Raw genomic sequence first — 25,656 nt, 5'->3', positions numbered from 1 at the left:
CTAGAAAGCTAGCCCGGCACCGACCAGCAACTCCTCCAGGGCCAGCAGGTCGGGCACCCGGGCCACCTGCTCGACAACCTGTACCGCGGCCATCTCCAGGGGCGCCAGGGGCACATCGACATAGCTCAGCTGGCTGTCGAGCTTGCAGGAGCGCGGAATGCCTTGCACCAGCAAGGCGATGAACTTCAGCTCCGGGCGCCCGCCCAGGGCGTTGAGCACGACGATCCGCGCCCGCTCGCCGATCACCGTGGGGTTGCCACAGGCTGATTCGAAGCTGACCAGCGCAATCTGCCGGTCGCGCCATTGCACCCGCCCCAGGTACCAGGGCGGCGAGTCGAGGTCGAAGCGCCCCTGCTGGTAGTCGATCAGCTCGGCCACCGCGACATTGGGTAGGATCAGGGTGCGATCGGCCAGGGGCAGCAGCAGTCCGGTCAGGCTGCTGGCGCGGTGGTCAAGCATGGTTCTTGCTCCACAGGGCGATGCTTTCCAGCAGCACCGACTCTTGATAAGGCTTGCCGAGGTAGTCGTTGACGCCGATGGCCATGGCTCGGTCGCGGTGCTTCTGGCCGGTACGCGAGGTGATCATGATGATCGGCAGGCTGTGCAGGCGCGGATCGTTGCGCACCTGGATCGCCACCTCGAAACCGTCCATGCGCGGCATCTCGATATCCAGCAGCATCAGGTCCGGGGTGTGCTCGGCCAGCAAGGCCATGGCATCGACTCCATCCTTGGCGGTGAGCACGTTCATGCCATGGCGCTCCAGCAAACGGCTGGTGACTTTGCGCACGGTGACCGAGTCGTCCACCACCAGCACCAGCATCGGCCGTACCGGCTGCACCTCGACGGATGCTTCTTCCCCGGCAGCCCGGGGCAGCGGTGCCAAGGCCTGCAGGGCACGAATATGCGCCAGCAGGTCGAGGATCAACACCACCCGGCCATCGCCGAGGATCGTCGCCCCCGACAACCCCTGGACCGCGGCGAACTGCGGCCCCAGGCTCTTGACCACGATTTCCCGGGTGCCGAAGGTGGCGTCCACCTGCACCGCGATCCGCTGTTCGTTGCAGTGCACCAGCAACACCGGCAGCGCGACGACCTGGCCCAGCAACTTGGGTCGCGGCACGGTGTGCAGCAGCTCCCCGAGGTAGCACAGGTCATAGCACTGGCCGGCGTATTCGTAGCGTGGCGGGTCGAGTTGATAGTAGGTGTCCAGCTCTCCCGGCAGCACCCGGACAATGCCCTCCACGGTATTGAGCGGGATTGCATACTGTTCGTCGGCGCACTGCACCATCAGCGCCCGGTTGACCGAAACGGTGAAGGGCAGGCGGATGCGAAAGTGCACGCCCAGCCCGGCTACCGAATCGATGCTCATGCTCCCGCCCAGCTGGCGTACCTCCTCATGCACCACATCCATACCCACTCCGCGCCCGGAGATCTGGGTGATCTTTTCGGCAGTGGAGAAGCCCGGCTGCATGATGAACTGCAACACTTCGCGATCGCTGAGCTGCGCCTGCGGGTCCAGCAGGCCGCGCTTGATGGCCTTCTTGCGCACCGCCTCCAAGGGCACCCCGGCACCGTCATCGCGCATGTCGAAGATGATGTCACCGCCCTCGCGGGACAGGTCCAGGGTAATTCGCCCCTGCTCCGGCTTGCCCGCGGCTCGACGGGCCTCGGCAGACTCCAGGCCATGGTCGACGGCATTGCGCAACATGTGCTCCAGGGGCGCGACCATGCGCTCCAGGACGTTGCGGTCCATCTCACCTTCGGCGTTGCCAACCACGAACGCCACATCCTTGCCCAACTCTTCGGCCACCTGGCGAACAATGCGGCGCAACCTCGGCACCATGCGCTCGAAGGGCACCATGCGCGTGCGCATCAGGCCTTCCTGCAATTCGGTATTGATCCGCCCCTGTTGCTGCAGCAGGTTCTCGGCGTCATGGTTGCGCCGATCGAGGGTGTCCTTCAGGTCCAGCAGGTCGGAGGCCGATTCGAACAGGGCCCGCGACAACTGCTGCAACTGCGAGTGGCGGTCCATTTCCAGGGGGTCGAACTCTTCGTAGCCCAGGCGTTCGGCCTCCACCTGCTGGCGGCTGAGAATCCGCCCCTGGGTCTCGGTGTCCAGGCGACGCAACTGGTCGCGAATACGCTCGATGGTGGTTTCCATCTCGCTCAAGGCGATCCGTGCATCGTTGACCTGCTGCTCGATACGGCCTCGGAAGATCGAGGTTTCCCCGGCCAGGTTCACCAGGTCGTCCAGCAGCTCCGCCGAAACCTTGACCATGTCCGCCCCGACCGCGACTTCCGCTTGCGGTGCAGGCTCGGGCTTGCCGGAAAGCAACGGTAGATCCGCCACCGGGGCGCCCGAGACTCGGGGATGGCTCAGGTCGTGGATGGCATCGATGAGCTTCTGCGCCGGTTCGATGGCTTGCCCGGCCCGGGCGGCATCGAGCATCTGGGCCAGGCGGTCGTGGCTTTTCTGCAACAGGGTGAACAGCGCCGGGCTGGGCTGCAGCAGGCCGGCAGACAGGCCCTCGAAGAGAAACTCCAGCTCATGGGCCAGATCGCCGATGGCGGCGATTTCCACCATCCGCGCCCCGCCCTTGAGGGTGTGCAGGTCACGTAGCAGGGTCTCCACTTCCTGGCGGGCCTGAGGATCGGCCTGCCAGCGACTCAAGGCGGCAGCGGAGCTGTCGATGATGTCGAAACCTTCCTCCAGGAAAATCTCCAGCAGTTCCGGGTCCTGGGTCGCAGGATCGTCAGGCTCGGCGCCGGGGACAACGTCCACAGGGCTGGAGGTCTGTTGCCGGTAGGCCCGTACCGCCTCGACCTGGGCCCGGGAGTCATCCAGTGGGCGCTGCCCCTGGATTTGCTGGAGCAGCAGCGCCAGTTGCTCATGACTGCTGCGCAACAGCAGTCCCAGGTGCTGGCCGTAGCTATAGCGCCGGTCCACCAGGCCCTCATACAGCGACTCCAGCTCCTGGGCCAGTTCCGCCACCGACGCCACCTCGGCCATCCGCGCTCCGCCCTTGAGGGTGTGCATGTCCCGCTGCAGGGATGACAGCGGTGCAGCGTTCTCGGGGTCCGATAACCAGCGTTGCAGGGCCTGGCCGGCGCTGTCGAGGATATCCACCGCTTCCTCGAGGAAGATCTCCACCAGCTCATCGTCTGCCTGCGGTGGCAGCTGTCGCTCAAGGCTCGCCGTCGCCGCGCTCAACTCGCTGATGCTCAAGGTCCGGCTGCCATCGCTCCTGATCAGGCCGGCGACGGATGGATCGAGGCCTTCGTCCAGCAGCTCGCGCAAGGCCTGGATTCGCTCCGGCCGCGGGCTGACTTCCTGGCCCGCGGCGAGTTCGTCGAGCATGTTGATCAAGGCGTCGTGGGCCGCCTGGGCTTCATGGAAGAACCGCTCGCTGACCGCCAGGCTGCTTTCCTCCACTGCGCCATACAAGTCGAGCAGGGCCTCGCACAGCGCGTCCATCGGATGCAGGTCCGCCAAATGCGCACCTTCGCCCAGGGTGGTCAGCTCATCCAGCAGGTCGCTGAGTTCCTGGCGCTCGCCGGGATGCTGCTGCCAACGCAACAGCAGGCTCTCGGCATCCAGGAGGATGTCCATGCCCTGGGCCAGGAAGTTGTTGATCAGTTGCGGATCACGCTTGGCCCGAGGCGCACTGTCCGGGGCATCGAGCAAGGCCTCCAGGCGCTCGCCCAGTAGGGCCAGGGCTCGCCCGGCCAACGCGCGCGCGCCGTCGATCGGCGCCAGGGGCGTGCTGTCCAGCTGCCGCAAGCCCTTGCGCAGCAGGCCTTCGGCTTCCAGCAGCAGTTCGACTTCGTCCAGGTCCAGGGGAATCAAGTGTGCCCGGTACTCCCGCGCCAGCTGATCGAGAGGCCCGGCCAACTCCGCGATGGGCAGCACTCCTGCCATCGAGGCGCTGCCCTTGAGCGTATGCAAGGCCCGTTGCAAGGCATCGCTGGCTTGCAATGGCACATGCTCGGCCGCCTGGTCGAGAAAGTGGTTGATGCTGTCCAGGTGGGTCTGGGCCTCGGTCCGGAAGATCTCCAGCAACTGCGGGTCCAGGGCCTCGCTACGCGGTGTGGCGACGGCCGCTACCGTGACGCCATTGGCCAGGGCGTGGGCCCGCGCGGCCAGGCGATCGACATCGTCGCGCTGGCGCTGGGCCTGGGCGGCGTACTCAGCAATCAGCTCCGGCAGCAGTTGCAGGGTATCGCCCAGCAGTTGGCGCACTTCGACACTGGGCGCCACACTGCGCTCCAGCACCCGGTTGAGCAGGTTTTCCACGGCCCAGGCCAGCTCCCCCAGCACCAGGGCACGCACCATGCGGCCGCTGCCCTTGAGCGTGTGAAACGCACGACGCAACTCACTCAGCGCAGATTTGCCCTCGGGGTCCGCGGCCCAACGCGGCAGATATTCGCGAAGCATCTGCAGCACTTCCTCGGTTTCTTCGAGAAAGACCTCGCGCAACTCGTCGTCCACCGGTTCCTCGCCCTCCGGGGGCGGCAGCAGGCTGCCAGGAGTGATCAACGCGGGCGGGTTGAGAACCGAGACCGGCGTGGCCAGGGCCTCGGCCAGGGCCCCCGTTGCCTGGGGCGCATCCGCTCCAGTCTGGGCCTGGGCATTTTCCGGGAGGGGGTGACGTTCCAGCGGCGGTATTGGCTCCACCACCGCATAACCCAGCGCAGCCAGCCCCTGCTGGGCAACGTCGAGAATCTTTTCCCCGGGCGCCTGTGGGTCTTCGCTCAGGCGTTCCAGGTAGTACTCCAGGCTGGTGATCACATCCGCCAGATGATCCAGCTGCTGCCAGCCCGGCCGGGAAGACGCCAGCAGCAATCGCTCGCCGATGTACCGATTGCAGGCCTCCAGCAGGTTCGCCGCCCGGGCCAGCGGGATCATCGCCAGGGCGCCACGCACCTGGGTCAGCAACTCCGGCAACGCCAGCAGCGGTTCATGTTCCCAGTCGGCCTCGATGGATTCGGCGATCAGGTCCTTGGCCTGCTGCAGGCAGATCCGCGCCTCCTTGATCACCAATTGGTGGATCTGGGTCAGGTCGGTGGTGGGCAGGCGGCTTTCCTCGCGATTCTCCGGCTCCACGGTACCGGCCATGCCGGCCAGGGTCGCCTCGACGTACAGCAAGGCGCCGGCCACATCCATCAATACCGCATCATCCGGTGCGCGCTGGCCCTGGGCCAGGCTCTGGACCACGGCCAACTGATCGATGATCACCTTGCGTGGCTGGCCAAAGCCCAGTACTGCCAGGGTGTCGGCGATCTGCCGCAGGGGCGCCAGCAGGCCATCCAGGTCGCTGGCGTGCTGGCGGTCACTGCGCACGAACAGGTCCAGGCGTTCCTTGACCCGCACCAACCCATCGCACACCGCCGTCAGCACCGAACGCAAGGCATCGCGGTCGGGGCCGGCCAGGCGCGCGCGCTCTTCATCGACCACTGCACTGTCGGGCAATGCGTCATCCAGTCCGTAACGTTCTTTCATGGTCAGCATCAGTGGGGTGGGATGGCGCGCCTTGGCGATATAGAACAGCAGGCTCTTGAGCAACTCGGCGGGAGCCGCCTGGTTGATCCCCCGCATGCCCTGTTCCTGCAGGCGCTTGAGTTCCTTGTCAGCGTCCTTGAGCAGGCTGCGTACCGCCGGGCTGTTGGCAATCGCGTCCTGGCGCATGCCTTCCACCAAGGCAGAAGCGACATGCCACAAGGGCGCCAGCGGTGCATCCTGGCACAAGGCTTCCAGGCGCTCGAAGACCTTGGCCATATGGCCGAGGCTGGCTTCATCGTCCTGCTCGCGCAGCAGATCCACCAAGGCGGTCTGCAACATGTGCCGCAGCTTGCGCAATTGAGTCGGGAATTCCAGCGGCTCGAGGGCGGCCAGGGCCTTGTCGGCAAGAGGCGGCAAGCTGGGGAGCTGGGGGCTGAACAGGCTGGTTTCCGAAAGCAGGCTTTCACCGCGGGCGCTGCGCAGGTCGTTGAGCAGTGGCAGCACCACCAGCGGCAGGTCGCGGCGCGCGCTCTGCACCCGGTCCAGGTATTGCGGCAGTTGGCCGATGGCCTGGCGTAGCAGGCGCAGGGCCTCGTCGCGATGGGCTACGCGATCCTGCTGCAGGGCCATGGCGAGTTGTTCCATCTCTTCGGCCAGCAAGGCCGCGCCGTAGAACTCCACCATCTGCAAGCTGCCATGGACCTGATGAATGCCTTCCAGGCAGTGGTCCAGCGCCTCCAGGGCCTGGGGCTCATCCGCCAGGTGCTCCAGCGCCTGATAGGCCTGGCGCAAGGTTTCGGCAATTTCGCCCTTGACCCATTCCAGGGCCACATAGTCATGCCGATCAACCATAACCACTCCAGTCAAAGCCTTGTTTCAGTCAGCGGTTGTCATTGGTGGCAGGCGCCCGGGTCGCCGGCAAGGTGAACCCGGACACCGAGCGTCGCAGCTGGCTGGCCATCTTCGCCAGGTTGCCGATGCTCTCGGCGGTGGCCGTGGAGCCGGAGGAAGTCTGCGAGGTGATCTGCTGGATCACGTTCATGGTCAGGGAAATCTGCCCGGCCGAGGACGTCTGCTGCTGGGCGGCGTTGGAAATACTCTGGATCAGCGCCGCCAGGGTCTTGGATACCCCTTCGATCTCTTCCAGGGCGACCCCGGCATCCTGCGCCAGGCGTGCCCCACGCACCACCTCGGTGGTGGTCTGCTCCATGGAGATCACCGCTTCGTTGGTGTCGGTCTGGATCGCCCGCACCAGGGTCTCGATCTGCCGGGTAGCGGCCGAGGAGCGTTCCGCCAGCCGTTGTACTTCATCGGCGACCACGGCAAAACCGCGACCGGCGTCGCCCGCCATGGAGGCCTGGATGGCCGCGTTCAAGGCCAGGATGTTGGTCTGGTCGGCAATGTCGTCGATCAGGCTGACGATGTCGCCGATTTCCTGGGAGGACTCGCCCAGGCGCTTGATTCGCTTGGCGGTGTCCTGGATTTGCTCGCGGATGTTGTCCATGCCATGGATGGTGTTGTGCACCACCTCGTTGCCCTTGTTGGCGATCTCCACCGAACGCTCGGCCACCGCCGAGGATTCCGCGGCGTTGGCCGATACCTGGTCGATGGACTGGGCCATGTCGTTGATCGCCGTGGAGGCTTCGGAAATCTGCTGCGCCTGGTGCTCCGAGGCCTCGGCCAGCTGCATGGCGGTGGTCTGGGTTTCCTGTACCGCGCCCGCCACCTGGCCGGCGGTGAGGTTGATGGTGGCCACCAGATCGCGCAGCTGGTCGACCGAGTAGTTGATGGAGTCGGCGATGGTCCCGGTGAAGTCCTCGGTCACCGAGGCGGTCACTGTCAGGTCACCGTCCGCCAGGTCTTCGATCTCGTCCAGCAGGCGCATGATCGCGTTCTGGTTGCGCTCGTTCTTCTCCGCCGTCTCGCGCAGCTGGCGATTGGTCTCGCGCACCATCACCAGGCCGATGAGGATGATCGAGGCCAGGGCCAGCAGGCCCAGGACATAACCGCCGATGGTGTCCAGGTGACGGCTGCCGGCCAGGTTTTCGAAACCGATGGCCAGCAACGAGGCTTCGTCCAGCAGGGTCTGGGACAGGCTGAAGATGTTGCTCGCCGATTCGCGCACCTGGAACAGTTCGGGGGATGTCTCGAGGATCTCATCCACCGAGCCTGAGACGAACTCGAACAGTTCGGAAATCTCCGCCAGGCGCGCACGGGCATCGGGGTCCTCGACCTGGCTGATCTTCAACCCCGGATTGCCCTGCAGCATGCCGTTGAGCACCTGGCCGAAGCGCGCGGCGTCACGGCCAAAGGCGTCGGCCGCCTGCACGGCATTTTCATCGCCAGCCAGCACGGTATTGACCGCGCCGAGGATCCGCTCGGCCAGCAACGACTGGCGCTGGGCCATGGCCACCTGGCTGGCGGGGGCGCCGCGCTGCAGCAGGATCTCCACGACCTTTTCGTATTCCACCTGCAATTGCGGCACGGTCTCGGCCAGGGTCGCGGCCACCTGGTGCAACGACAGCACCGTCTGCTCGCTGGCGAGGATCGCGTCGGCATTCTTCAGCAGTTTTTCCCAGTCCAGCTGCACCGCGCGCATTTCCTGGCGCAGCGTTACCGGGGCTCCAGGCAGGCCGGTGGCCGGGTCGCCCTTCTTCAGGTAGCCCCAGCGCTGGGCGAAATCATTGCGCGAATCGGCCAGCAACTTGAACGCCGCGGCCTTGCCCGCCGCCGCCTCGGTGGCGTTCTTGGCAATGCGCTGGGACAGCACCCGCAGTTCGCCGGCGTGACCGATGTACTGCTTGTCGTAGGTAGCCTGGGTGTTGAGGTAGGCGAAGTTGGCGAACAGCAGCATGATGAACACGATCAGTGCAATGAACAGCACGATGATCTGCGAGCGGCTGCGAGAGCCCTCCAGGGGCTTGCCGGGTTTGGCTTTGGTCATCGATCAGGCCTGTGGCGCGCGGGCAATCCCGCATTCAGCCGTCCGGGGCGCCGGGGCGGCATGGGTTTATCCAGGAAAAAGCAGCCTTGCCAGGTGCAACCAGCGGCCAGCACCGGGCGCTGGGCGCCGTTCACGCCGCCACCTCCAGAAACCCCGGCGAGCGTGCCAGGGCGAAGGGGCTGAAGACCTGCCAGATCCGTTCGCCGCGAAACTGCCCCTGCAGGTAGGGGTTGATCGCGGCATCGGCAAAGTCGGTAGGGCCCGGCTCCAGGGTGTCCTGGGAAAAGTGCTGCAGACCCGCCACTTCATCCACCAGCAAGCCGGCGAACAGTTCCTTGTACTCCAGCACCAACACGCGGCGCTGCTTGCGCAGGGGCGACAGTTCATGCCCGAAGAACGCACACAGGTCCATGATCGGCAGTAACCGCCCTCGCAGGTTGGCCACGCCCTTGACCCAGGGCTTGACCCCTGGCAGCAGGGTATAGCGCGGTTCGTGCAGGACTTCGCTGATCTCGCCCATGGCCGCGACGTACCAATACGCTCCCAGGCGAAAACCGATGCCGCTCCAGCTGTGCTGGCGGGTTTCCTGGGACGGCAGGTCGGCAGCCAGCAGGCGGCAGCGCTGGTCGATCTCCAGCAGCAGTTCGAAGGCGGTCCTGGATTCGCTCATGGCCCGGGCGGTCAGCCGGCCAGGACGTTGTTCAGCGTCTTGATCAGGGTCTCTTCGTCCACCGGCTTGGTCAGGTAGTCCCTGGCGCCTTGGCGAGTTCCCCAGACCTTGTCGGTTTCCTGGTCCTTGGTGGTGATGATGATCACCGGGATATGGCTGGTCTCGGCGTCCTTGGTCAGCTGGCGGGTGGCCTGGAAGCCATTGAGGCCGGGCATGACGATGTCCATCAGCACCGCATCGGGCTTCTCTTCCCGGGCCAGGGCCACGCCATCGGCACCGTTCTCGGCCTTGAGCACTTCATGGCCGTGCTTTTCCAGCATGCCGGTAAGTTTGTACATTTCGGTCGGCGAGTCGTCGACGATCAGGATACGAGCCATGGTCTTCCCCATACGATATGGATGCCCGGTCCATTGGCCGGGCACCGCTGTACTTGTCTACTGTGGCGCCTGCGCGACGAAATCCGGGACATGGGCCCTGATCGCGCTCAGCAGTTCTTCCTTGCTGAAGGGTTTGGTCAGAAACTGGTCGGAACCGACGATACGCCCCTTGGCCTTGTCGAACAGCCCGTCCTTGGAGGACAGCATGATCACTGGAGTGGACTTGAACGCGCTGTTGTTCTTGACCAGCGCACAGGTCTGATAGCCGTCGAGCCGCGGCATCATGATGTCGACGAAGATGATGCCGGGGTGATGGTCGACGATCTTTGCCAGGGCCTCGAACCCATCGACTGCGGTAATGACTTCGCAACCGACGTTCTTCAACAGCATTTCGGCCGTCCGACGAATCGTCTTCGAATCGTCGATCACCATGACCTTCAAGGCGTTGGATTGCTGTTCCATATCTGCTCTACCGTCGCCCCAGCGAATCGATTTAATCCGGTACTGCGGGCCAACGCTCCAAACCCTTGAACTTCAAGGCCCCGGCCCGGCATGCGAGCCTTTTTAGCACACTCTCCCCCCTGCAATCTATGGACCATGCAGGGCAGTGGTTTTTCCTTGACCCAGGTCTCTGTCAGCGCCACTCTGACGCCACTTTTTTTGCCTGCGCCCACTAATTTTCTTGAAGGAATCCACCCCATGAGCGTTCGCGTCGGGATTGTCATGGACCCTATCGCCAGCATCTCCTATAAAAAGGACAGCTCGCTGGCCATGCTGCTGGCCGCCCAGGAACGCGGCTGGACCCTCTTCTATATGGAGCAGCGCGATCTCTACCAGAGCGCCGGCGTGGCCCGGGCCCGCATGCGCCCGTTGCAGGTCTTCGCCGATCCGCAGAAATGGTTCGAGCTGGAAGACGAAGTCGATAGCCCGCTGAGCGACCTGGACGTGATCCTGATGCGCAAGGACCCGCCCTTCGACATGGAGTTCGTCTACTCCACCTACCTGCTGGAACAGGCCGAAAGTGCCGGCGTGCTGGTGGTCAACAAGCCCCAGAGCCTGCGCGACTGCAATGAAAAGCTGTTCGCCACGCTGTTCCCGCAGTGCACCCCGCCCACGGTGGTCAGCCGCCGCGCCGACGTGCTGCGCGAGTTCGCCGCCCAGCATGGCGACGTGATCCTCAAGCCCCTGGACGGCATGGGTGGCACCTCGATCTTCCGCCATCGCGCGGGCGACCCGAACCTGTCGGTGATCCTAGAGACCCTGACCGTGCTGGGCAGCCAGCAGATCATGGCCCAGGCCTACCTGCCGGCGATCAAGGACGGCGACAAGCGCATCCTGATGATCGATGGCGAACCGGTGCCCTACTGCCTGGCACGCATTCCCGCCGCCGGCGAGACCCGCGGCAACCTGGCCGCCGGTGGTCGTGGCGAGGCCCGCCCGCTGAGCGACAAGGACCGCTGGATCGCCGCCCAGGTCGGCCCTACCCTGCGCGCCAAGGGCCTGCTGTTCGTCGGCCTCGACGTGATCGGCGAGCACCTGACGGAAATCAACGTCACCAGCCCGACCTGCATCCGCGAAATCGACAATGCCTTCGGCACTCATATCGGCGCCATGCTGATGGATGCCATCGAAAGCAAGCTGCAAGCCGCAAGCAACAAGCCGCAAGCTTGACCTGCATCACATACAGCTTGTCGCTTGAAGCTTGAGGCTTACAGCTTGAAACCAACATTGCGTTATCATGCGCCGCCTGTGAAACCGTGATGTTGGTTGTGCAATGCCTGCTGTGATGTCGAAACGCCAATGAGCCTTCCGTCCGACCTGCCACCCGAACTGGCCCACGGTGGCGTACGCGCGGCCGATCGCCTGGGATTTACCCTGTTCCTCGCCGCGCTCCTGCACTTGGCGCTGATCCTCGGCCTGGGCTTCTCCTTTGCCGAGCCCAAGCAGATCAGCAAGACCCTGGAAATCACCCTGGCGACCTTCAAGAGCGAGACTCAGCCGAAGAAGGCCGATTTCCTGGCCCAGGACAACCAGCAAGGCAGTGGCACCCTGGACAAAAAAGCCATTCCCAAGACCACTGAAGTCGCGCCATTCCAGGACAACTCGGTCAAAAAGGTCGTGCCACCGCCCTCGGTCAAGCCCGAACCCCGGGAGGTCGCGCCCAAGGCAGCCGTCGCCACCACCGCGCCCAAGCCGAAAAAGACCGTGACCCAGCGCGAAGAGGTCAAGAAAGAGCCTACTCCCAAGGCCGCCACCCCGACCTTCGACAGCTCGCAGCTCTCCAGCGAGATCTCCAGCCTGGAGGCCGAGCTGGCCAACGAGCAGCAGCTGTACGCCAAACGCCCACGCATCCATCGCCTGAGCGCTGCCTCGACGATGCGTGACAAGGGCGCCTGGTACAAGGACGAATGGCGCAAGAAAGTCGAGCGCATCGGCAACCTCAACTACCCCGAGGAAGCCCGGCGCAAGCAGATCTACGGCAACTTGCGGCTGATGGTCTCGATCAACCGCGATGGCTCGCTGTACGAGGTGCTGGTACTGGAATCCTCTGGCCAGCCGCTGCTGGACCAGGCCGCTCAGCGCATCGTGCGCCTGGCCGCGCCGTTCGCCCCCTTTACCGGCGACTTGTCGGACATCGATCGCCTGGAAATCATCCGCACCTGGCGCTTTGCCCGCGGCGACAAACTGTCCAGCAACTGATCGCACGGCCTGCTCGTTTGCCGCGCCGCAGGCGCATGCCCAGCGCCCCGACCGGTCCATAGGCGACCTCGCCAGCCCGCTAGCGACAACCTGGCGCGATGACGTCCCGAAGGCAACATCGCCAGCTTGTCAGCAGGGCTCGCCACCGCCACACTAGCGTTCATGAAAAATGTCAGCCCCAGCTACCTCAAGCATCACTTCCTGATCGCCATGCCCCATATGGTCGATCCGAACTTTGCGCAGACGGTGACCTACATCGTCGAGCACAACGCCAATGGCGCCATGGGCCTGGTGATCAACCGGCCCCAGGACCTGAACCTCGCCGATATCCTCGAACAACTGCGCCCCGACGAAGAAGCGCCGCTGCTGTGCCAGCATGTGCCGGTCTTCAGCGGCGGTCCGGTACAGACCGATCGCGGTTTCGTCCTGCACCCCAACGGCCTCACCTACCAGGCCACGGTCGAACTCGAAGGCGTATCGTTGTCCACCTCCCAGGACGTGCTGTTCGCCATCGCCGACGGCACAGGGCCAGCCAAGAGCCTGATCGCCCTGGGCTATGCCGGCTGGGAAGCCGGGCAGTTGGAAGCAGAACTGGCCGACAACGTCTGGCTGACCTGCCCCTTCGACGCGGACATCCTGTTCAATACCAGCAGCGAACTGCGCCTTGAGGCAGCCGCTCGCCACCTGGGAGTCAACCTGAGCCTGCTCACCAGCCAGGCGGGCCACGCCTGATGGCTCTGAAGCTGATTCTCGGTTTCGACTACGGTACCCGGCAGATCGGCGTTGCCGTGGGCCAGGCCATCACCGGCCAGGCTCGCGAGCTGTGTACCTTGAGGGCGCAGAACGGTGTTCCGGACTGGAACCAGGTCGAAGCCCTGTTCAAGGAATGGCAACCCGATGCGGTGGTGGTGGGCCTGCCCCTGAACATGGACGGCACGCCCAGCGAGATGTGCCAGCGCGCCGAGAAGTTCGCCCGGCGCCTGAACGGGCGCTTCAACGTGCCCTTCTATACCCACGATGAGCGCCTGACCACCTTCGAGGCCAAGGGCGAACGCCTGGCCCGGGGCGGCCAGAAGGGCAGCTATCGCGACAATCCGGTGGATGCCATTGCCGCCGCCCTGCTGCTGCAGGGCTGGCTCGACGAGAACACCAGCCTGCTGAATACCTAGTAACCCCGAATCCTGAGGATGCGCGGCCTGCGGCTGCGCGCCTCCTGGCCCGACACCAGCCACAAGAACCTGCCAACGATCCAGCGAGCGATGCTCGGGCGAGTCAGGAATGGCGCAGAAAGCGGAGTTTAGGCACCTAAATGAGCATTTCGAAGCCATTTGCAACGCCCCACGAGCCAAGCGCAGCAGATCCCGGGCAGGTTCCAAGTCACCGCGCCCCGCTACCGGACAACAAGGCGCGAGCCCACGAAGGAGCCACCATGAGCCTGCCCAATCCCGCCGCCCTGATCAGCCAGATGGCCATCGATCTCAAAGCCCACCTGGCCCAGCGCGCCATCAACGAGCCTCGCTTCATCGGTATCCGTACCGGCGGTGTCTGGGTGGCCCAGGCCCTGCTGGAATCCCTGGGCAGCGACGTCCCCCTGGGCACCCTGGACGTCTCCTTCTACCGCGATGACTTCAGCCAGAACGGCCTGCATCCTCAAGTCCGCCCGTCCGAGCTGCCGTTCGAGATCGAAGGCCAGCACCTGGTGCTGATCGACGACGTGCTGATGAGCGGCCGGACCATCCGCGCGGCCCTCAACGAGCTGTTCGACTATGGCCGCCCGGCCAGCGTGACCCTGGTCTGCCTGCTGGACCTGAACGCCGCCGAACTGCCGATCCGGCCGAATGTGGTGGGCGCGACCCTGTCGCTGGCAGCCCACGAGCGGGTAAAATTGTCCGGTCCTGCGCCGCTTCAACTCGAGCTCCAAGACCTCGCCCTCTAAACCTGCCCTTTTAAAGAGTCCATTGCGATGACGCCTCTAGACGCCAAGCGCCCGCTGCAGCTCAACGATCAGGGCCAGCTGCGCCACTTCCTCTCCCTCGACGGCCTGAACCGCGAGCTGCTGACGGAAATCCTCGACACCGCCGACTCCTTCCTCGAAGTCGGCGCCCGGGCGGTGAAGAAAGTCCCGCTGCTACGCGGCAAGACCGTATGCAACGTGTTCTTCGAGAACTCCACCCGCACCCGCACCACCTTCGAACTGGCTGCCCAGCGGCTGTCGGCGGACGTGATCACCCTGAACGTGTCCACCTCCTCGGCGAGCAAGGGCGAGACCCTGCTCGACACCCTGCGCAACCTCGAGGCCATGGCGGCCGACATGTTCGTGGTACGCCACGGCGATTCCGGCGCCGCGCACTTCATCGCCGAGCACGTTTGCCCACAGGTGGCGATCATCAACGGCGGCGACGGCCGCCATGCCCACCCGACCCAGGGCATGCTCGACATGCTGACCATCCGCCGGCACAAGGGCGGCTTCGAGAATCTCTCGGTGGCCATCGTCGGCGACATCCTGCACTCGCGGGTCGCACGCTCCAACATGCTGGCGCTCAAGACCCTGGGTTGCCCGGATATCCGCGTGATCGCGCCCAAGACCTTGCTGCCCATCGGCATCGAGCAGTACGGGGTGAAGGTCTACACCGACATGGCCGAAGGCCTGAAGGACGTGGATGTGGTGATCATGCTGCGCCTGCAGCGCGAGCGCATGCAGGGCGGCCTGCTGCCCAGCGAAGGCGAGTTCTACCGCCTGTTCGGCCTGACCACCGCGCGCCTGGCCGGCGCCAAGCCCGACGCCATCGTCATGCACCCGGGCCCGATCAACCGTGGCGTGGAGATCGAATCGGCAGTGGCCGATGGTCCGCACTCGGTGATCCTCAATCAGGTGACCTACGGCATTGCAGTGCGCATGGCCGTACTGTCCATGGCCATGAGCGGGCAGACCGCCCAGCGACAATTCGAGCAGGAGAACGCCCAGTGAAGCTCAGCATTCTCGGCGCCCGCGTCATCGATCCAAGCAGCGGCCTGGATCAAGTTACCGATCTGCACCTTGAAGCCGGCAAGATCGCCGCCATCGGCGCCGCCCCGAAAGGTTTCAACGCCGTCACCGTGATCGACGGCAAGGGCCTGGTGGCCGCGCCTGGCCTGGTGGATCTGAACGTCGCCCTGCGCGAGCCGGGCTACAGCCGCAAGGGTACGATCGCCAGTGAAACCCGTGCCGCCGCCGCAGGTGGCGTCACCAGCCTGTGCTGCCCGCCCCGCACCAAGCCGGTGCTGGACACCTCGGCCGTAGCCGAGTTGATCCTCGACCGTGCCCGGGAAGCCGGTAACAGCAAGGTGTTCCCGATCGGCGCCCTGAGCAAGGGCCTGGACGGCGAACAACTGGCCGAACTGATCGCCCTGCGCGACGCCGGTTGCGTGGCCTTTGGCAATGGCCTGGAGGGTTTTCGCAGCACCCGGACCCTATGCCGCGCCCTGGAATACGCCGCCACGTTCGACCTGACGGTGATCTTCCATTCCCAGGACCGCGACCTGGCCGAAGGCGGCCTGGCCCATGAAGGCGCCACCGCCAGCTTCCTCGGCCTGCCGGGAATTCCCGAAAGTGCCGAGACCGTGGCCCTGGCCCGTGACCTGCTGCTGGTGGAACAAAGCGGGGTGCGTGCGCACTTCAGCCAGCTGACCAGCGCTCGCGGCGTGGAACTGATCGCCCAGGCCCAGGCCCGGGGCTTGCCGGTCACCGCCGATGTCGCCCTGTATCAGCTGATCCTGACCGATGAGGCGCTGATCGACTTCTCCAGCCTGTATCACGTACAGCCGCCCCTGCGTTCGCACGCCGACCGTGAGGCCCTGCGCGCAGCGGTGAAGTCCGGCGTGGTACAAGCCATCGCCAGCCATCACCAGCCCCATGAGCGCGATGCCAAGCTGGCCCCGTTCGGCGCCACCGAGCCCGGGATCAGCAGCGTCGAACTGTTGCTGCCGCTGGCCCTGACCCTGGTACAGGACGGCCTGCTGGACCTGCCGACCCTGATGACGCGCCTGAGCGCCGGCCCGGCCGAAGCCCTGCGCCTGCCAGCCGGCAAGCTGGTGGTGGGTGGCGCGGCGGACCTGGTGCTGTTCGACCCGGCCAGCTCAACCGTGGCTGGCGAGCGCTGGCTGTCCCGTGGCGAGAACTGCCCGTTCCTCGGCCATAGCCTGCCGGGCGCAGTACGCTACACCCTGGTGGATGGCCATATCAGCCACCAGGGCTGATTGACCCTGTAGCCGCTGCCACAGGCGGCGGCTACAAGGATCGTCATCACCCATGCGCCGATGAAGGGATCAAAGGCGCTTGGCGTTCTCCAGGGATACCTGGTCGTTCAGGGTCCAGAAGTCATACAGCACCCCAATGAAGAACAGGCCACCGGTGAACAGGTAGAGCACCCCGCTCAACCATTTGCCCTGGTACATGCGGTGCACGCCGAACACTCCGAGGAAGGTCAGGAGTATCCAGGCCACGCTGTATTCCAGCGGGCCCGAGGTAAAGCGCTGGTCTGCTTCACGGTCCATGGACGGGATCAGGAACAGGTCGATCAGCCAGCCAATACCCAGCAAGCCGAACGTGAAGAACCAGATCGTCCCGGTCACAGGCTTGCCGTAATAGAAGCGGTGGGCCCCGGTAAAACCGAAGATCCATAGCAGGTAGCCGATCACCTTGCTGTGGGTGTCATGGGCAGGCATGCCCTGTTGATAGGTGTTCATTGGATACCTCTTGGCGGGTGATAGATAAAAATTCTCAAAAATTTTGTGACTTTTTTACAGGCGCTCGACATGCGACCGATGCTACCTTGTCGTCCGTCAAAGCCTTGTATTGCCTGACTTCTGACGGTTTTCTGCGTCAAGTTGCCGCCTCTTTGCCGAAGTTGACCCCAAGGTTGAATCGACAAACGGCCTCGGAAATGACCTGAAAGCTGTTATAAAGTTGCGCGCTAACCAATAAGAGCCTTGCCTAATGCGTCCATTTTTCAAGACATGGCTAACCATTTGCCTATTAATGCCACTGGCCGCCCACGCCACCAACCGTGAGCAACGACTTCCCAACATCAACGGCTATACCCCGAAATCCCATGTTTCGACGGTCTCGGCCAAGCACAAGACCACCAGCCGACATTCCACCCAACTGGCCAAGGTCGACAGCAAGCTGGTGCCCCAAATGGGTACCAAGCAGAGCAGCAACGTACTCAGCCGCGCCGTCAATGCCCTCGGCACGCCTTATCGCTGGGGCGGCAGCAGCCCAAGCAAGGGTTTTGACTGCAGCGGCCTGGTGAAGTATGCCTTCAATGACGTCGCCGCCGTAGACTTGCCACGCACTTCCAATGCCATGGCCAGCGGGCACGGGCAAAAGGTCGAGCGCAAGGACCTCAAGCCCGGCGACCTGCTGTTCTTCAACATCAAGAGCCGCAAGGTCAACCATGTCGCCATCTACCTGGGCAACGATCGTTTCATCCATGCCCCACGACGCGGCAAGGCGGTGACCATCGATACCCTGAAGAAGCCCTACTGGGACAATCACTACGTGGTCGCCAAGCGGGTCCTGCCCAAGGAACAGAAGGCCCTGCGGGTCGTCCAGCGCTGATTGCGCTTCGCCGCCAGGCCAACCTGGCGGCGAATGCCTTTCCTTCAAAAACCCTCCGGCACCCGTGCCTTCTCCCGCGCTTGCTCGCGGCTGATCAAACCCTGCCCCACCAGCACTTTCAGGCTCATGTCCAGGGTCTGCATCCCCTGTGCGCCACCGGTCTGGATTGCCGAATACATCTGCGCCACCTTGTCCTCGCGGATCAGGTTCCGGATCGCGGCGGTCCCCAGCATGATCTCGCAAGCCGCCACTCGCCCACCGCCCACGCGCTTGAGCAATACCTGGGCAATCACCGCCTGTAGCGACTCGGCCAGCATCGAGCGCACCAGCGCTTTCTCCTCCCCCGGAAACACATCCACCAGGCGATCGATGGTCTTGGCCGCCGATGACGTGTGCAGGGTGGCGAACACCAGGTGCCCGGTTTCCGCAGCGGTCAACGCCAAACGAATGGTCTCAAGATCCCGGAGCTCTCCCAGCAGGATCACATCCGGATCTTCGCGCAAGGCCGCACGCAAGGCGCTGGCGAAGCTTCGGGTATCGCGCTGGACTTCACGCTGATGCACCAGGCATGCCTGTTGCGGATGGATGAACTCGATGGGGTCCTCGATGGTGATGATGTGCTGGCGGCGGCTACGGTTCAGATGATCGATCATCGCCGCCAGGGTGGTGGACTTGCCGCTACCGGTAGGCCCGGTGACCAACACCAGCCCCCTGGGCACCTCGGCGATTTGCCGGAGCACCTGGCCCAGGCCCAGCACCTCCAGGCTCTGCACCTGCGAAGGCACCAGGCGCAACACCGCTCCCGCGCCCCGGGCATGCTGGAAGGCATTGACCCTGAATCGGGCCACGCCCGGCAGTTCATAGGCGAAGTCCAGATCCTGGAGGCTGGCAAAGGCGTCACGTTGCGCCTGGCTCATCAGGGCGTGGATCATGGCCAGTACTTGCGGCCCTTCCAGGGCCGGGCTATCCAGCGGGCAGATATCGCCATCGATGCGCAACCGCGGTGCCAGGCCAGCCGATAGGTGCAGGTCGGAAGCGCCTCGGGAAACGCTCAAGAGCAGCAGCTCGGTGATGTCCATAGTGCCCTCCAATTCCAGTAGAATGCCGCGAGCTTCAGCCCCCGTTCGCCCCATCGGTTCGCTTGCGAGTGCCAGGCGATGTCCGGCGCGACCCTCGAGCAAGGCCAGGGTCGATGGACAGAGGGGCTGGTGGATTCAGCGGCGCATGGCGGCCCGGGCGGTAGACGCCCGGTCGCAGGTACTTTTGAGACGGAATCGAATGTCCACGATAGCAGACAACATTGCCCTGGTAGCCGAACGCATCCGCAGTGCCTGCCAGGCCGCACAACGTGCCCCGGACAGCGTTCGACTGCTGGCCGTGAGCAAGACCAAGCCCGCCGCGGCCCTGCGCGAAGCCTATGCCGCCGGCCTGCGCGACTTTGGCGAGAACTACCTGCAGGAAGCCCTGGGCAAACAGCAGGAACTGACGGATTTGCCCTTGAGTTGGCACTTCATCGGCCCCATTCAGTCGAACAAGACTCGCGCCATTGCCGAGCATTTTGACTGGGTGCATTCCGTGGACCGCCTGAAAATCGCACAACGCCTGTCCGAACAACGCCCGGCCGACCTGGCTCCATTGAACATCTGCATCCAGGTCAATGTCAGCGGCGAGGCCAGCAAGTCCGGCTGTACCCCTGATGAGCTACCGGCCCTGGCCAGAGCCATCGACGCCCTGCCAAACCTGCGCTTGCGCGGGTTGATGGCGATTCCCGAACCTACCGAGGATCCTGCGGCCCAACACGCTGCGTTCGCTGCGGTACAGAACCTGAACAACCACCTGCGCGGCAGCCTTGGGCTGTCCCTGGATACCCTCTCCATGGGCATGAGCCACGATCTCGAAGCGGCCATCGCCCAAGGCGCCACCTGGGTGCGGATCGGTACCGCCCTGTTTGGCGCCCGCGACTACAGCCAGTCCTGACGGAACTGGCCCTGACCCTGATAAGGACCTGTCATGAACACGACTCGTATCGCTTTTATCGGTGCCGGCAACATGGCGGCCAGTCTCATCGGCGGCCTGCGGGCCAAAGGCCTCGACGCCTCACAGATCCGCGCCAGTGACCCTGGCGCCGAGACCCGGGCCAAGGTGGCCGCCGAACACGGCATCCAGGTCTTCGCCGACAACGCCGAGGCCATTGCCGGGGTCGATGTGATCGTCCTGGCAGTCAAGCCACAAGCCATGAAGGCCGTTTGCGAAGCCCTGCGTCCGAGCCTGCAACCCCAGCAACTGGTGGTCTCCATCGCTGCCGGCATCACCTGCGCGAGCATGGGCGCCTGGCTCGGCGAGCAGCCGATCGTGCGCTGCATGCCCAACACCCCGGCCCTGCTGCGCCAAGGTGTCAGCGGCCTGTATGCCACCGACCGGGTGAGCGCCGAGCAACGCCGCCAGGCCGAAGAACTGCTGTCCGCCGTGGGCACCGCCCTGTGGCTGGAACAGGAACAGCAGCTGGATGCGGTAACCGCGGTATCCGGCAGCGGCCCGGCGTATTTCTTCCTGTTGATCGAGGCCATGACCGCCGCAGGCGAAAAGCTCGGCCTGCCACGGGAAACCGCCGCCCAACTGACCCTGCAAACGGCCCTTGGAGCAGCCCACATGGCGGTCTCCAGCGATGTCGATGCCGCCGAGCTGCGTCGTCGCGTGACCTCGCCCGCCGGTACTACCGAGGCGGCGATCAAATCGTTCCAGGCCGACGGTTTCGAGGCTCTGGTGGAAAAAGCTCTGGGTGCCGCCGCGCACCGTTCGGCAGAAATGGCCGAACAACTCGGCCGCTAATTCGCCCCTACAAAGGAATCGATAATGTTCGGACTCAACGACGCTGCCATTTTGGTGATCCAGACCCTGGGCAGCCTTTACCTGCTGGTCGTCCTGCTGCGCTTCATGCTGCAAGCGGTGCGGGCCAACTTCTACAACCCGATCTGCCAGTTCATCGTGCGGGCCACCCAACCCCTGCTCAAGCCGTTGCGCCGGGTGATCCCCAGCATGTTCGGCCTGGACATGTCCTCGCTGGTACTGGCGCTAGTGGTGCAGATGGTGCTGTTCGCCATCGTCCTGACCCTCTATGGCATCCCCTTCAACGTGCTGGGCCTGCTGGTCTGGGCACCGATCGGTATCTTCGCGCTGTTTCTCAAGGTCTGGTTCTTCGCCATGATCATCAGCGTGATCCTGTCCTGGGTCGCCCCAGGCAGCCAGAGCCCAGGTGCTGAACTGGCCTACCAGCTCAGCGAGCCGCTACTGGCGCCGTTCCGCCGCTTCGTGCCCAACCTGGGCGGCCTGGATATCTCGCCGATCCTGGCCTTCCTGGTGATCCAGCTGCTGCAACAAGGGTTGATCCCACGGCTGGCGTACTACACCTTCATGCCTCGCGAGCTGTTCGGGCTGATCTGATGAGCTATTTCCGCTGGGACGGTGACGATCTGCTGCTCGATTGTCACCTGCAGCCCAAGGCCAGCAGCGATGAGTTCGCTGGCCTGCATGGCGATCGCCTGAAAATCCGCCTCACCGCCCCACCCGTCGAAGGCAAGGCCAATGCGCACCTGATGGCGTTCCTGGCCAAGGCCTTCGGCATTCCCAAGAGCCATGTGAGCCTGGTCAGCGGTGAACTGAACCGACAGAAGCGGGTGCGCCTGCAGACGCCGAAGAAACTGCCGGAACTGCCTGGCCTGGCGCGCCCCAGCTGATTCACAGGCCGGCCATTTCCAGCAACGAATGCCGGCCTGGGCTTTGCTTGCCGCTGGGCACAGCGGTCTTTAGACTTACGCCTCATTTGAATGAGAGCAGGGTCGATGCCAACTGCCTTCCCCCCCGATTCCGTCGGTCTGGTCACACCTCAAGTTGCGCACTTCAGCGAGCCCCTGGCCCTGGCCTGCGGGCGCTCGTTGCCAGCCTATGACCTGATCTACGAAACCTACGGCCAGCTCAATGCCAGCGCCAGCAACGCGGTACTGATCTGCCATGCCCTGTCCGGCCACCATCACGCTGCCGGCTACCACAGCCCCGACGACCGCAAGCCCGGCTGGTGGGACAGCTGCATTGGCCCGGGCAAGCCGATCGACACCAGCAAGTTCTTCGTGGTCAGCCTCAACAACCTCGGTGGTTGCAACGGCTCCACCGGCCCCAGCAGCCTCAACCCGGAGACCGGCCGCCCATTCGGCGCCGACTTCCCGGTGCTGACCGTGGAAGACTGGGTGCACAGCCAGGCTCGCCTGGCCGACCGCCTGGGCATTGGCCAGTGGGCTGCGGTGATCGGCGGTAGCCTCGGGGGCATGCAGGCCCTGCAATGGACCATCACCTACCCGGATCGGGTCCGGCATTGCCTGGCCATCGCCTCGGCGCCCAAGCTGTCGGCGCAGAACATCGCCTTCAACGAAGTGGCGCGCCAGGCGATCCTCACCGATCCGGAGTTCCACGGCGGCTCCTTCCAGGAACACCAGGTGGTCCCCAAGCGCGGGCTGATGCTGGCGCGGATGGTGGGGCATATCACCTACCTGTCCGACGACTCCATGGGCGAGAAATTTGGCCGCGGCCTCAAGAGCGAAAAGCTCAACTACGACTTCCACAGCGTGGAATTCCAGGTGGAAAGCTACCTGCGCTACCAGGGCGAGGAGTTCTCCGGACGTTTCGACGCCAACACCTACTTGCTGATGACCAAGGCCCTGGACTACTTCGACCCGGCGGCCAACTTCGACGATGACCTGGCCAGGACCTTTGCCAACGCCACGGCCAAGTTCTGCGTGATGTCCTTCACCACCGACTGGCGCTTCTCCCCGGCTCGCTCGCGAGAGCTGGTGGACGCACTGATGGCTGCACGCAAGGATGTCTGCTACCTGGAGATCGATGCCCCGCAAGGCCATGACGCCTTCCTGATCCCGATCCCCAGGTATCTGCAGGCATTTGGTCACTACATGAACCGCATCACGCTGTGAGGACACGATGAGAGCCGATCTGGAAATCATCCAGGAATGGATCCCCGCCGGCAGCCGCGTCCTCGACCTGGGCTGCGGTAACGGCGAACTGCTGAGCTGGCTGCAAGAACACAAGCAAGTGACCGGCTACGGCCTGGAAAACGACGCGGACAACATCGCCCAGTGCGTGGCCAAGGGTATCAACGTGATCGAACAGGACCTGGACAAGGGCCTGGGCAACTTCGCCAGCAACAGCTTCGATATCGTGGTCATGACCCAGGCCCTACAGGCCGTGCACTACCCCGACAAGCTGCTCGACGAGATGCTGCGGGTCGGCCGCCAGTGCATCATCACCTTCCCCAACTTCGGCCACTGGCGCTGCCGCTGGTACCTGGCCAGCAAGGGCCGGATGCCGGTGTCGGAATTCATGCCGTACACCTGGTACAACACGCCGAACATCCACTTCTGCACCTTCGAGGATTTCGAAGCGCTGTGCCGCGAGCGCCAGGCCCGGGTGATCAACCGTCTTGCGGTCGATCAACAACACCGCCATGGGTGGGCCAGTAAGCTATGGCCTAATCTCTTAGGGGAGATCGGTATCTACCGCCTCAGCAGTCCCGGCCTGCAGGAGCACAAGGTCGCGGTTTAACCCACGTTGCGTCGAGGAGAACGATCATGGGACGTCTGGTTACTTTTCTACTGGCTGCCTGCCTGAGCTTCACAGCCCTGGCAGCGGACCCGATCAAGGGCGAACGCCAGGAGGTGTTCGGCGATATCACCGTGCACTACAACACGTTCAACTCCACCTACCTGCAACCTGACATCGCCAGGGCCGCGGAGCTGGTTCGCAGCAAGAACCAGGGGGTGATCAACGTTTCGCTGATCAAGGACGGCAAGCCGTTGGTCGCTCAAGTCAGCGGTACGGTCAAGGACCTGACCAGCAAGAGCATTCCGCTGAAGTTCCGCCAGATCACCGAACAGGGTGCGATCTACTACATCGCCCAGTTCCCGGTGGAACAGCAGGAAAACCGTACGTTCACCATCAGCGTCCAGACTGGCGGTGACACCAACAGCTTCAGCTTCAACCAAGAGCTATTTCCGGGCGAATGATGAATCTCACGCAACTCGTATTGGCCAGCCATAACGCTGGCAAACTCAAAGAACTCCAGGCCATGCTCGGCGCCTCGGTGCAGCTGCGCTCGATCGGCGAGTTCAGCAGCATCGAGCCCGAGGAAACCGGCCTGTCGTTCGTCGAGAACGCCATTCTCAAGGCGCGCAATGCCGCGCGCATCTCCGGCCTGCCGGCGCTGGCGGATGACTCCGGCCTGGCAGTGGACTTCCTCGGCGGCGCCCCGGGCATCTATTCGGCGCGCTACGCCGATGGCCAGGGCGATGCGGCGAACAACGCCAAGCTGCTAGAAGCCCTCAAGGACGTGCCCGAGGACCAGCGCGGTGCGCAGTTCGTCTGCGTCCTGGCCCTGGTGCGCCACGCCGACGACCCGCTGCCGATCCTCTGCGAAGGCCTCTGGCACGGTCGCATCCTCACCGCTGCCAGTGGCGAACACGGCTTCGGCTACGACCCGCTGTTCTGGGTACCGGAGCGCAATTGCTCCAGCGCCGAACTGAACCCGGTGGAAAAGAACCAGCTCAGCCACCGCGCTCGCGCCATGGCCATCCTGCGGCAACGCCTGGGCCTGCAATGAACCACGATCCAGCCGCGTCGCCACTGATCCTCGGTGGCGCGCACGCTCCCCGGGCGGCACTGCCCCAGCTGCCGCCCCTGGCGCTGTACATCCACATCCCGTGGTGTGTACGCAAATGCCCCTACTGCGACTTCAACTCCCATGCCGCCAGCCCGACGCTGCCGGAGCAAGAGTATGTGGACGCCCTGCTGGCCGACCTCGACCAGGACCTGCCCGCCGCGTACGGCCGGGAACTGAGCTCGATCTTCTTCGGCGGTGGCACCCCGAGCCTGTTCAGCGCCCAGGCCCTGGGCCGGTTGCTAGCCGGGGTACAGCAGCGTATCCCGTTCGCCAGTGACATCGAGATTACCCTGGAGGCCAACCCCGGGACCTTCGAGCAGGAGAAGTTCACCGCCTATCGCGCCCTCGGGATCAACCGCCTGTCCATCGGTATCCAGAGCTTCCAGGAGCAGAAGCTCGAGGCCCTGGGTCGCATACACAGTGGTGCCGAAGCGGTGCGGGCCGCCGACATGGCGCGCCAGGCCGGGTTCGACAACTTCAACCTGGACCTGATGCACGGCCTGCCGGACCAGTCCCTGGAGGATGCCCTGGGCGACCTGCGCCAAGCCATCGCCATGAAGCCGACCCACCTGTCCTGGTACCAGCTGACCCTGGAACCCAACACGGTGTTCTGGAACCAGCCGCCGACGTTGCCGGAAGACGACATCCTGTGGGACATCCAGGAAGCCGGCCAGGCACTGCTGGCCGAGCACGGCTACGCCCAGTACGAAGTCTCGGCCTATGCCCAGCCCGGCCGTGCGGCACGACACAACCTGAACTACTGGAGCTTCGGTGACTTCATCGGCATCGGCGCCGGCGCCCATGGCAAGCTCAGTCATCCGGACGGACGCATCCTGCGGACCTGGAAAACCCGCCTGCCCAAGGACTACCTGAACCCGGCCAAGTCGTTCAAGGCCGGTGAAAAGGCCCTGGGCAACGATGAGCTGCCGTTCGAGTTCCTGATGAACGCCCTGCGCCTGACCGATGGCGTGGATGCCGTGCTGTTCGCCCAGCGTACCGGCCTGGACCTGGCCAGCCTCGCCGAAGCCCGGCGCCAAGCCGAACAAAGCGGCTTGTTGCAGGTCGAACCGTCACGCCTGGCGGCCACGCCCCGTGGGCAACTGTTCCTCAACGACCTGCTGCAATACTTTCTGATCTAAGGAAAT

The 25,656-nt window shown here is 64.3% G+C and carries 25 protein-coding genes; 17 read left to right on the top strand and 8 right to left on the bottom strand.

Annotation, left to right across the window (positions count from 1 at the left end; translation table 11 throughout):
* From C4K39_RS18960 to pilG, 6 genes are all read right to left on the bottom strand, one after another.
* A complete protein-coding gene (locus C4K39_RS18960) occupies positions 1-459 on the bottom strand; it encodes a chemotaxis protein CheW (RefSeq protein WP_068576682.1) in 459 nt (152 codons plus the stop codon).
* Complete coding sequence (locus C4K39_RS18955; RefSeq protein ID WP_124347175.1) at positions 452-6,352, bottom strand: hybrid sensor histidine kinase/response regulator; 5,901 nt, start codon at positions 6,350-6,352, stop codon at positions 452-454. The genes C4K39_RS18960 and C4K39_RS18955 overlap by 8 nt, the downstream gene beginning before the upstream one ends.
* A 28-nt stretch (positions 6,353-6,380) precedes the next feature.
* Positions 6,381-8,444 carry a methyl-accepting chemotaxis protein gene (locus C4K39_RS18950; RefSeq protein ID WP_068576679.1) on the bottom strand — a complete coding sequence of 688 codons (2,064 nt, stop codon included), beginning with the start codon at positions 8,442-8,444 and terminating at the stop codon, positions 6,381-6,383.
* Between the two features lie 130 nt (positions 8,445-8,574).
* Positions 8,575-9,114: a chemotaxis protein CheW gene (locus tag C4K39_RS18945; protein WP_068576678.1), complete on the bottom strand. Its 540-nt coding sequence runs from the start codon at positions 9,112-9,114 to the stop codon at positions 8,575-8,577.
* A gap of 11 nt (positions 9,115-9,125) precedes the next feature.
* Positions 9,126-9,491, bottom strand: coding sequence for a twitching motility response regulator PilH (gene pilH / locus C4K39_RS18940; protein ID WP_068576792.1), 366 nt, complete (start codon positions 9,489-9,491; stop codon positions 9,126-9,128).
* A gap of 57 nt (positions 9,492-9,548) precedes the next feature.
* A complete protein-coding gene (gene pilG, locus C4K39_RS18935) occupies positions 9,549-9,953 on the bottom strand; it encodes a twitching motility response regulator PilG (RefSeq protein ID WP_068576676.1) in 405 nt (134 codons plus the stop codon).
* A gap of 237 nt (positions 9,954-10,190) precedes the next feature.
* On the opposite strand from pilG, the gene gshB reads away from it, so the two are divergent.
* From gshB to C4K39_RS18900, 7 genes are all read left to right on the top strand, one after another.
* A complete protein-coding gene (gene gshB / locus C4K39_RS18930; RefSeq protein ID WP_068576674.1) occupies positions 10,191-11,162 on the top strand; it encodes a glutathione synthase in 972 nt (323 codons plus the stop codon).
* A gap of 129 nt (positions 11,163-11,291) precedes the next feature.
* Positions 11,292-12,191: an energy transducer TonB gene (locus C4K39_RS18925; RefSeq protein ID WP_068576672.1), complete on the top strand. Its 900-nt coding sequence runs from the start codon at positions 11,292-11,294 to the stop codon at positions 12,189-12,191.
* A gap of 162 nt (positions 12,192-12,353) precedes the next feature.
* Positions 12,354-12,923, top strand: a complete 570-nt coding sequence (locus C4K39_RS18920) for a YqgE/AlgH family protein (protein ID WP_124347174.1) — start codon at positions 12,354-12,356, stop codon at positions 12,921-12,923.
* The gene (ruvX, locus tag C4K39_RS18915) at positions 12,923-13,360 is read left to right on the top strand and encodes a Holliday junction resolvase RuvX (protein ID WP_068576668.1); all 438 of its coding nucleotides are present in this window, start codon (positions 12,923-12,925) and stop codon (positions 13,358-13,360) included. Before C4K39_RS18920 ends, ruvX begins: the two co-directional genes overlap by 1 nt.
* Positions 13,361-13,620: 260 nt before the next feature.
* Positions 13,621-14,127: a bifunctional pyr operon transcriptional regulator/uracil phosphoribosyltransferase PyrR gene (gene pyrR / locus C4K39_RS18910; RefSeq protein ID WP_124347173.1), complete on the top strand. Its 507-nt coding sequence runs from the start codon at positions 13,621-13,623 to the stop codon at positions 14,125-14,127.
* Between the two features lie 27 nt (positions 14,128-14,154).
* The gene (locus C4K39_RS18905; protein WP_022641617.1) at positions 14,155-15,159 is read left to right on the top strand and encodes an aspartate carbamoyltransferase catalytic subunit; all 1,005 of its coding nucleotides are present in this window, start codon (positions 14,155-14,157) and stop codon (positions 15,157-15,159) included.
* The gene (locus C4K39_RS18900) at positions 15,156-16,427 is read left to right on the top strand and encodes a dihydroorotase (protein WP_124347172.1); all 1,272 of its coding nucleotides are present in this window, start codon (positions 15,156-15,158) and stop codon (positions 16,425-16,427) included. Before C4K39_RS18905 ends, C4K39_RS18900 begins: the two co-directional genes overlap by 4 nt.
* Before the next feature lie 69 nt (positions 16,428-16,496).
* Here C4K39_RS18900 and C4K39_RS18895 read toward each other — a convergent pair whose 3' ends face one another.
* Positions 16,497-16,916, bottom strand: coding sequence for an NINE protein (locus C4K39_RS18895; protein ID WP_068576663.1), 420 nt, complete (start codon positions 16,914-16,916; stop codon positions 16,497-16,499).
* Positions 16,917-17,166: 250 nt separating this feature from the next.
* On the opposite strand from C4K39_RS18895, the gene C4K39_RS18890 reads away from it, so the two are divergent.
* Complete coding sequence (locus tag C4K39_RS18890) at positions 17,167-17,790, top strand: C40 family peptidase (protein ID WP_068576661.1); 624 nt, start codon at positions 17,167-17,169, stop codon at positions 17,788-17,790.
* Positions 17,791-17,834: 44 nt separating this feature from the next.
* Here C4K39_RS18890 and C4K39_RS18885 read toward each other — a convergent pair whose 3' ends face one another.
* Positions 17,835-18,869, bottom strand: a complete 1,035-nt coding sequence (locus C4K39_RS18885; RefSeq protein WP_124347171.1) for a type IV pilus twitching motility protein PilT — start codon at positions 18,867-18,869, stop codon at positions 17,835-17,837.
* Positions 18,870-19,068: 199 nt separating this feature from the next.
* Here C4K39_RS18885 and C4K39_RS18880 point away from each other — a divergent pair, with 199 nt between their 5' ends.
* From C4K39_RS18880 to hemW, 9 genes are all read left to right on the top strand, one after another.
* Positions 19,069-19,767 (top strand): YggS family pyridoxal phosphate-dependent enzyme, encoded by a 699-nt coding sequence (locus C4K39_RS18880; protein ID WP_068575486.1) that lies wholly within the window; start codon positions 19,069-19,071, stop codon positions 19,765-19,767.
* A 33-nt stretch (positions 19,768-19,800) separates the two neighbouring features.
* Positions 19,801-20,619 carry a pyrroline-5-carboxylate reductase gene (proC, locus tag C4K39_RS18875; RefSeq protein WP_068575485.1) on the top strand — a complete coding sequence of 273 codons (819 nt, stop codon included), beginning with the start codon at positions 19,801-19,803 and terminating at the stop codon, positions 20,617-20,619.
* Between the two features lie 24 nt (positions 20,620-20,643).
* On the top strand, positions 20,644-21,231 hold the full coding sequence (locus C4K39_RS18870; RefSeq protein ID WP_068575484.1) for a YggT family protein: 588 nt from the start codon (positions 20,644-20,646) through the stop codon (positions 21,229-21,231).
* Positions 21,231-21,524, top strand: a complete 294-nt coding sequence (locus C4K39_RS18865) for a DUF167 domain-containing protein (RefSeq protein WP_068575483.1) — start codon at positions 21,231-21,233, stop codon at positions 21,522-21,524. Before C4K39_RS18870 ends, C4K39_RS18865 begins: the two co-directional genes overlap by 1 nt.
* Before the next feature lie 105 nt (positions 21,525-21,629).
* The gene (metX, locus tag C4K39_RS18860) at positions 21,630-22,769 is read left to right on the top strand and encodes a homoserine O-succinyltransferase MetX (RefSeq protein WP_068575482.1); all 1,140 of its coding nucleotides are present in this window, start codon (positions 21,630-21,632) and stop codon (positions 22,767-22,769) included.
* Between the two features lie 7 nt (positions 22,770-22,776).
* Positions 22,777-23,397: a methionine biosynthesis protein MetW gene (gene metW, locus C4K39_RS18855; protein ID WP_068575481.1), complete on the top strand. Its 621-nt coding sequence runs from the start codon at positions 22,777-22,779 to the stop codon at positions 23,395-23,397.
* 26 nt (positions 23,398-23,423) lie between these two features.
* A complete protein-coding gene (locus tag C4K39_RS18850; protein ID WP_068575480.1) occupies positions 23,424-23,858 on the top strand; it encodes a DUF4426 domain-containing protein in 435 nt (144 codons plus the stop codon).
* A complete protein-coding gene (gene rdgB, locus C4K39_RS18845) occupies positions 23,855-24,451 on the top strand; it encodes an RdgB/HAM1 family non-canonical purine NTP pyrophosphatase (RefSeq protein ID WP_083235652.1) in 597 nt (198 codons plus the stop codon). Before C4K39_RS18850 ends, rdgB begins: the two co-directional genes overlap by 4 nt.
* Positions 24,448-25,650 carry a radical SAM family heme chaperone HemW gene (gene hemW, locus C4K39_RS18840; protein ID WP_124347170.1) on the top strand — a complete coding sequence of 401 codons (1,203 nt, stop codon included), beginning with the start codon at positions 24,448-24,450 and terminating at the stop codon, positions 25,648-25,650. Before rdgB ends, hemW begins: the two co-directional genes overlap by 4 nt.
* The last annotated feature ends 6 nt before the right edge of the window (positions 25,651-25,656 follow it).

This window comes from Pseudomonas sessilinigenes (genome assembly GCF_003850565.1).
GTDB lineage: Bacteria > Pseudomonadota > Gammaproteobacteria > Pseudomonadales > Pseudomonadaceae > Aquipseudomonas > Aquipseudomonas sessilinigenes.
This window is presented reverse-complemented; position numbering and strand designations above follow the sequence as displayed.

What these genes read in the sequence shown, in the direction of transcription:
- C4K39_RS18960 (WP_068576682.1), bottom strand. Translation starts at nt 459, where the DNA reads ATGCTTGACCACCGCGCCAGCAGCCTGACCGGACTGCTGCTGCCCCTG.
- C4K39_RS18955 (WP_124347175.1), bottom strand. Translation starts at nt 6,352, where the DNA reads ATGGTTGATCGGCATGACTATGTGGCCCTGGAATGGGTCAAGGGCGAA.
- C4K39_RS18950 (WP_068576679.1), bottom strand. Translation starts at nt 8,444, where the DNA reads ATGACCAAAGCCAAACCCGGCAAGCCCCTGGAGGGCTCTCGCAGCCGC.
- C4K39_RS18945 (WP_068576678.1), bottom strand. Translation starts at nt 9,114, where the DNA reads ATGAGCGAATCCAGGACCGCCTTCGAACTGCTGCTGGAGATCGACCAG.
- pilH (WP_068576792.1), bottom strand. Translation starts at nt 9,491, where the DNA reads ATGGCTCGTATCCTGATCGTCGACGACTCGCCGACCGAAATGTACAAA.
- pilG (WP_068576676.1), bottom strand. Translation starts at nt 9,953, where the DNA reads ATGGAACAGCAATCCAACGCCTTGAAGGTCATGGTGATCGACGATTCG.
- gshB (WP_068576674.1), top strand. Translation starts at nt 10,191, where the DNA reads ATGAGCGTTCGCGTCGGGATTGTCATGGACCCTATCGCCAGCATCTCC.
- C4K39_RS18925 (WP_068576672.1), top strand. Translation starts at nt 11,292, where the DNA reads ATGAGCCTTCCGTCCGACCTGCCACCCGAACTGGCCCACGGTGGCGTA.
- C4K39_RS18920 (WP_124347174.1), top strand. Translation starts at nt 12,354, where the DNA reads ATGAAAAATGTCAGCCCCAGCTACCTCAAGCATCACTTCCTGATCGCC.
- ruvX (WP_068576668.1), top strand. Translation starts at nt 12,923, where the DNA reads ATGGCTCTGAAGCTGATTCTCGGTTTCGACTACGGTACCCGGCAGATC.
- pyrR (WP_124347173.1), top strand. Translation starts at nt 13,621, where the DNA reads ATGAGCCTGCCCAATCCCGCCGCCCTGATCAGCCAGATGGCCATCGAT.
- C4K39_RS18905 (WP_022641617.1), top strand. Translation starts at nt 14,155, where the DNA reads ATGACGCCTCTAGACGCCAAGCGCCCGCTGCAGCTCAACGATCAGGGC.
- C4K39_RS18895 (WP_068576663.1), bottom strand. Translation starts at nt 16,916, where the DNA reads ATGAACACCTATCAACAGGGCATGCCTGCCCATGACACCCACAGCAAG.
- C4K39_RS18890 (WP_068576661.1), top strand. Translation starts at nt 17,167, where the DNA reads ATGCGTCCATTTTTCAAGACATGGCTAACCATTTGCCTATTAATGCCA.
- C4K39_RS18885 (WP_124347171.1), bottom strand. Translation starts at nt 18,869, where the DNA reads ATGGACATCACCGAGCTGCTGCTCTTGAGCGTTTCCCGAGGCGCTTCC.
- C4K39_RS18880 (WP_068575486.1), top strand. Translation starts at nt 19,069, where the DNA reads ATGTCCACGATAGCAGACAACATTGCCCTGGTAGCCGAACGCATCCGC.
- proC (WP_068575485.1), top strand. Translation starts at nt 19,801, where the DNA reads ATGAACACGACTCGTATCGCTTTTATCGGTGCCGGCAACATGGCGGCC.
- C4K39_RS18870 (WP_068575484.1), top strand. Translation starts at nt 20,644, where the DNA reads ATGTTCGGACTCAACGACGCTGCCATTTTGGTGATCCAGACCCTGGGC.
- C4K39_RS18865 (WP_068575483.1), top strand. Translation starts at nt 21,231, where the DNA reads ATGAGCTATTTCCGCTGGGACGGTGACGATCTGCTGCTCGATTGTCAC.
- metX (WP_068575482.1), top strand. Translation starts at nt 21,630, where the DNA reads ATGCCAACTGCCTTCCCCCCCGATTCCGTCGGTCTGGTCACACCTCAA.
- metW (WP_068575481.1), top strand. Translation starts at nt 22,777, where the DNA reads ATGAGAGCCGATCTGGAAATCATCCAGGAATGGATCCCCGCCGGCAGC.
- C4K39_RS18850 (WP_068575480.1), top strand. Translation starts at nt 23,424, where the DNA reads ATGGGACGTCTGGTTACTTTTCTACTGGCTGCCTGCCTGAGCTTCACA.
- rdgB (WP_083235652.1), top strand. Translation starts at nt 23,855, where the DNA reads ATGATGAATCTCACGCAACTCGTATTGGCCAGCCATAACGCTGGCAAA.
- hemW (WP_124347170.1), top strand. Translation starts at nt 24,448, where the DNA reads ATGAACCACGATCCAGCCGCGTCGCCACTGATCCTCGGTGGCGCGCAC.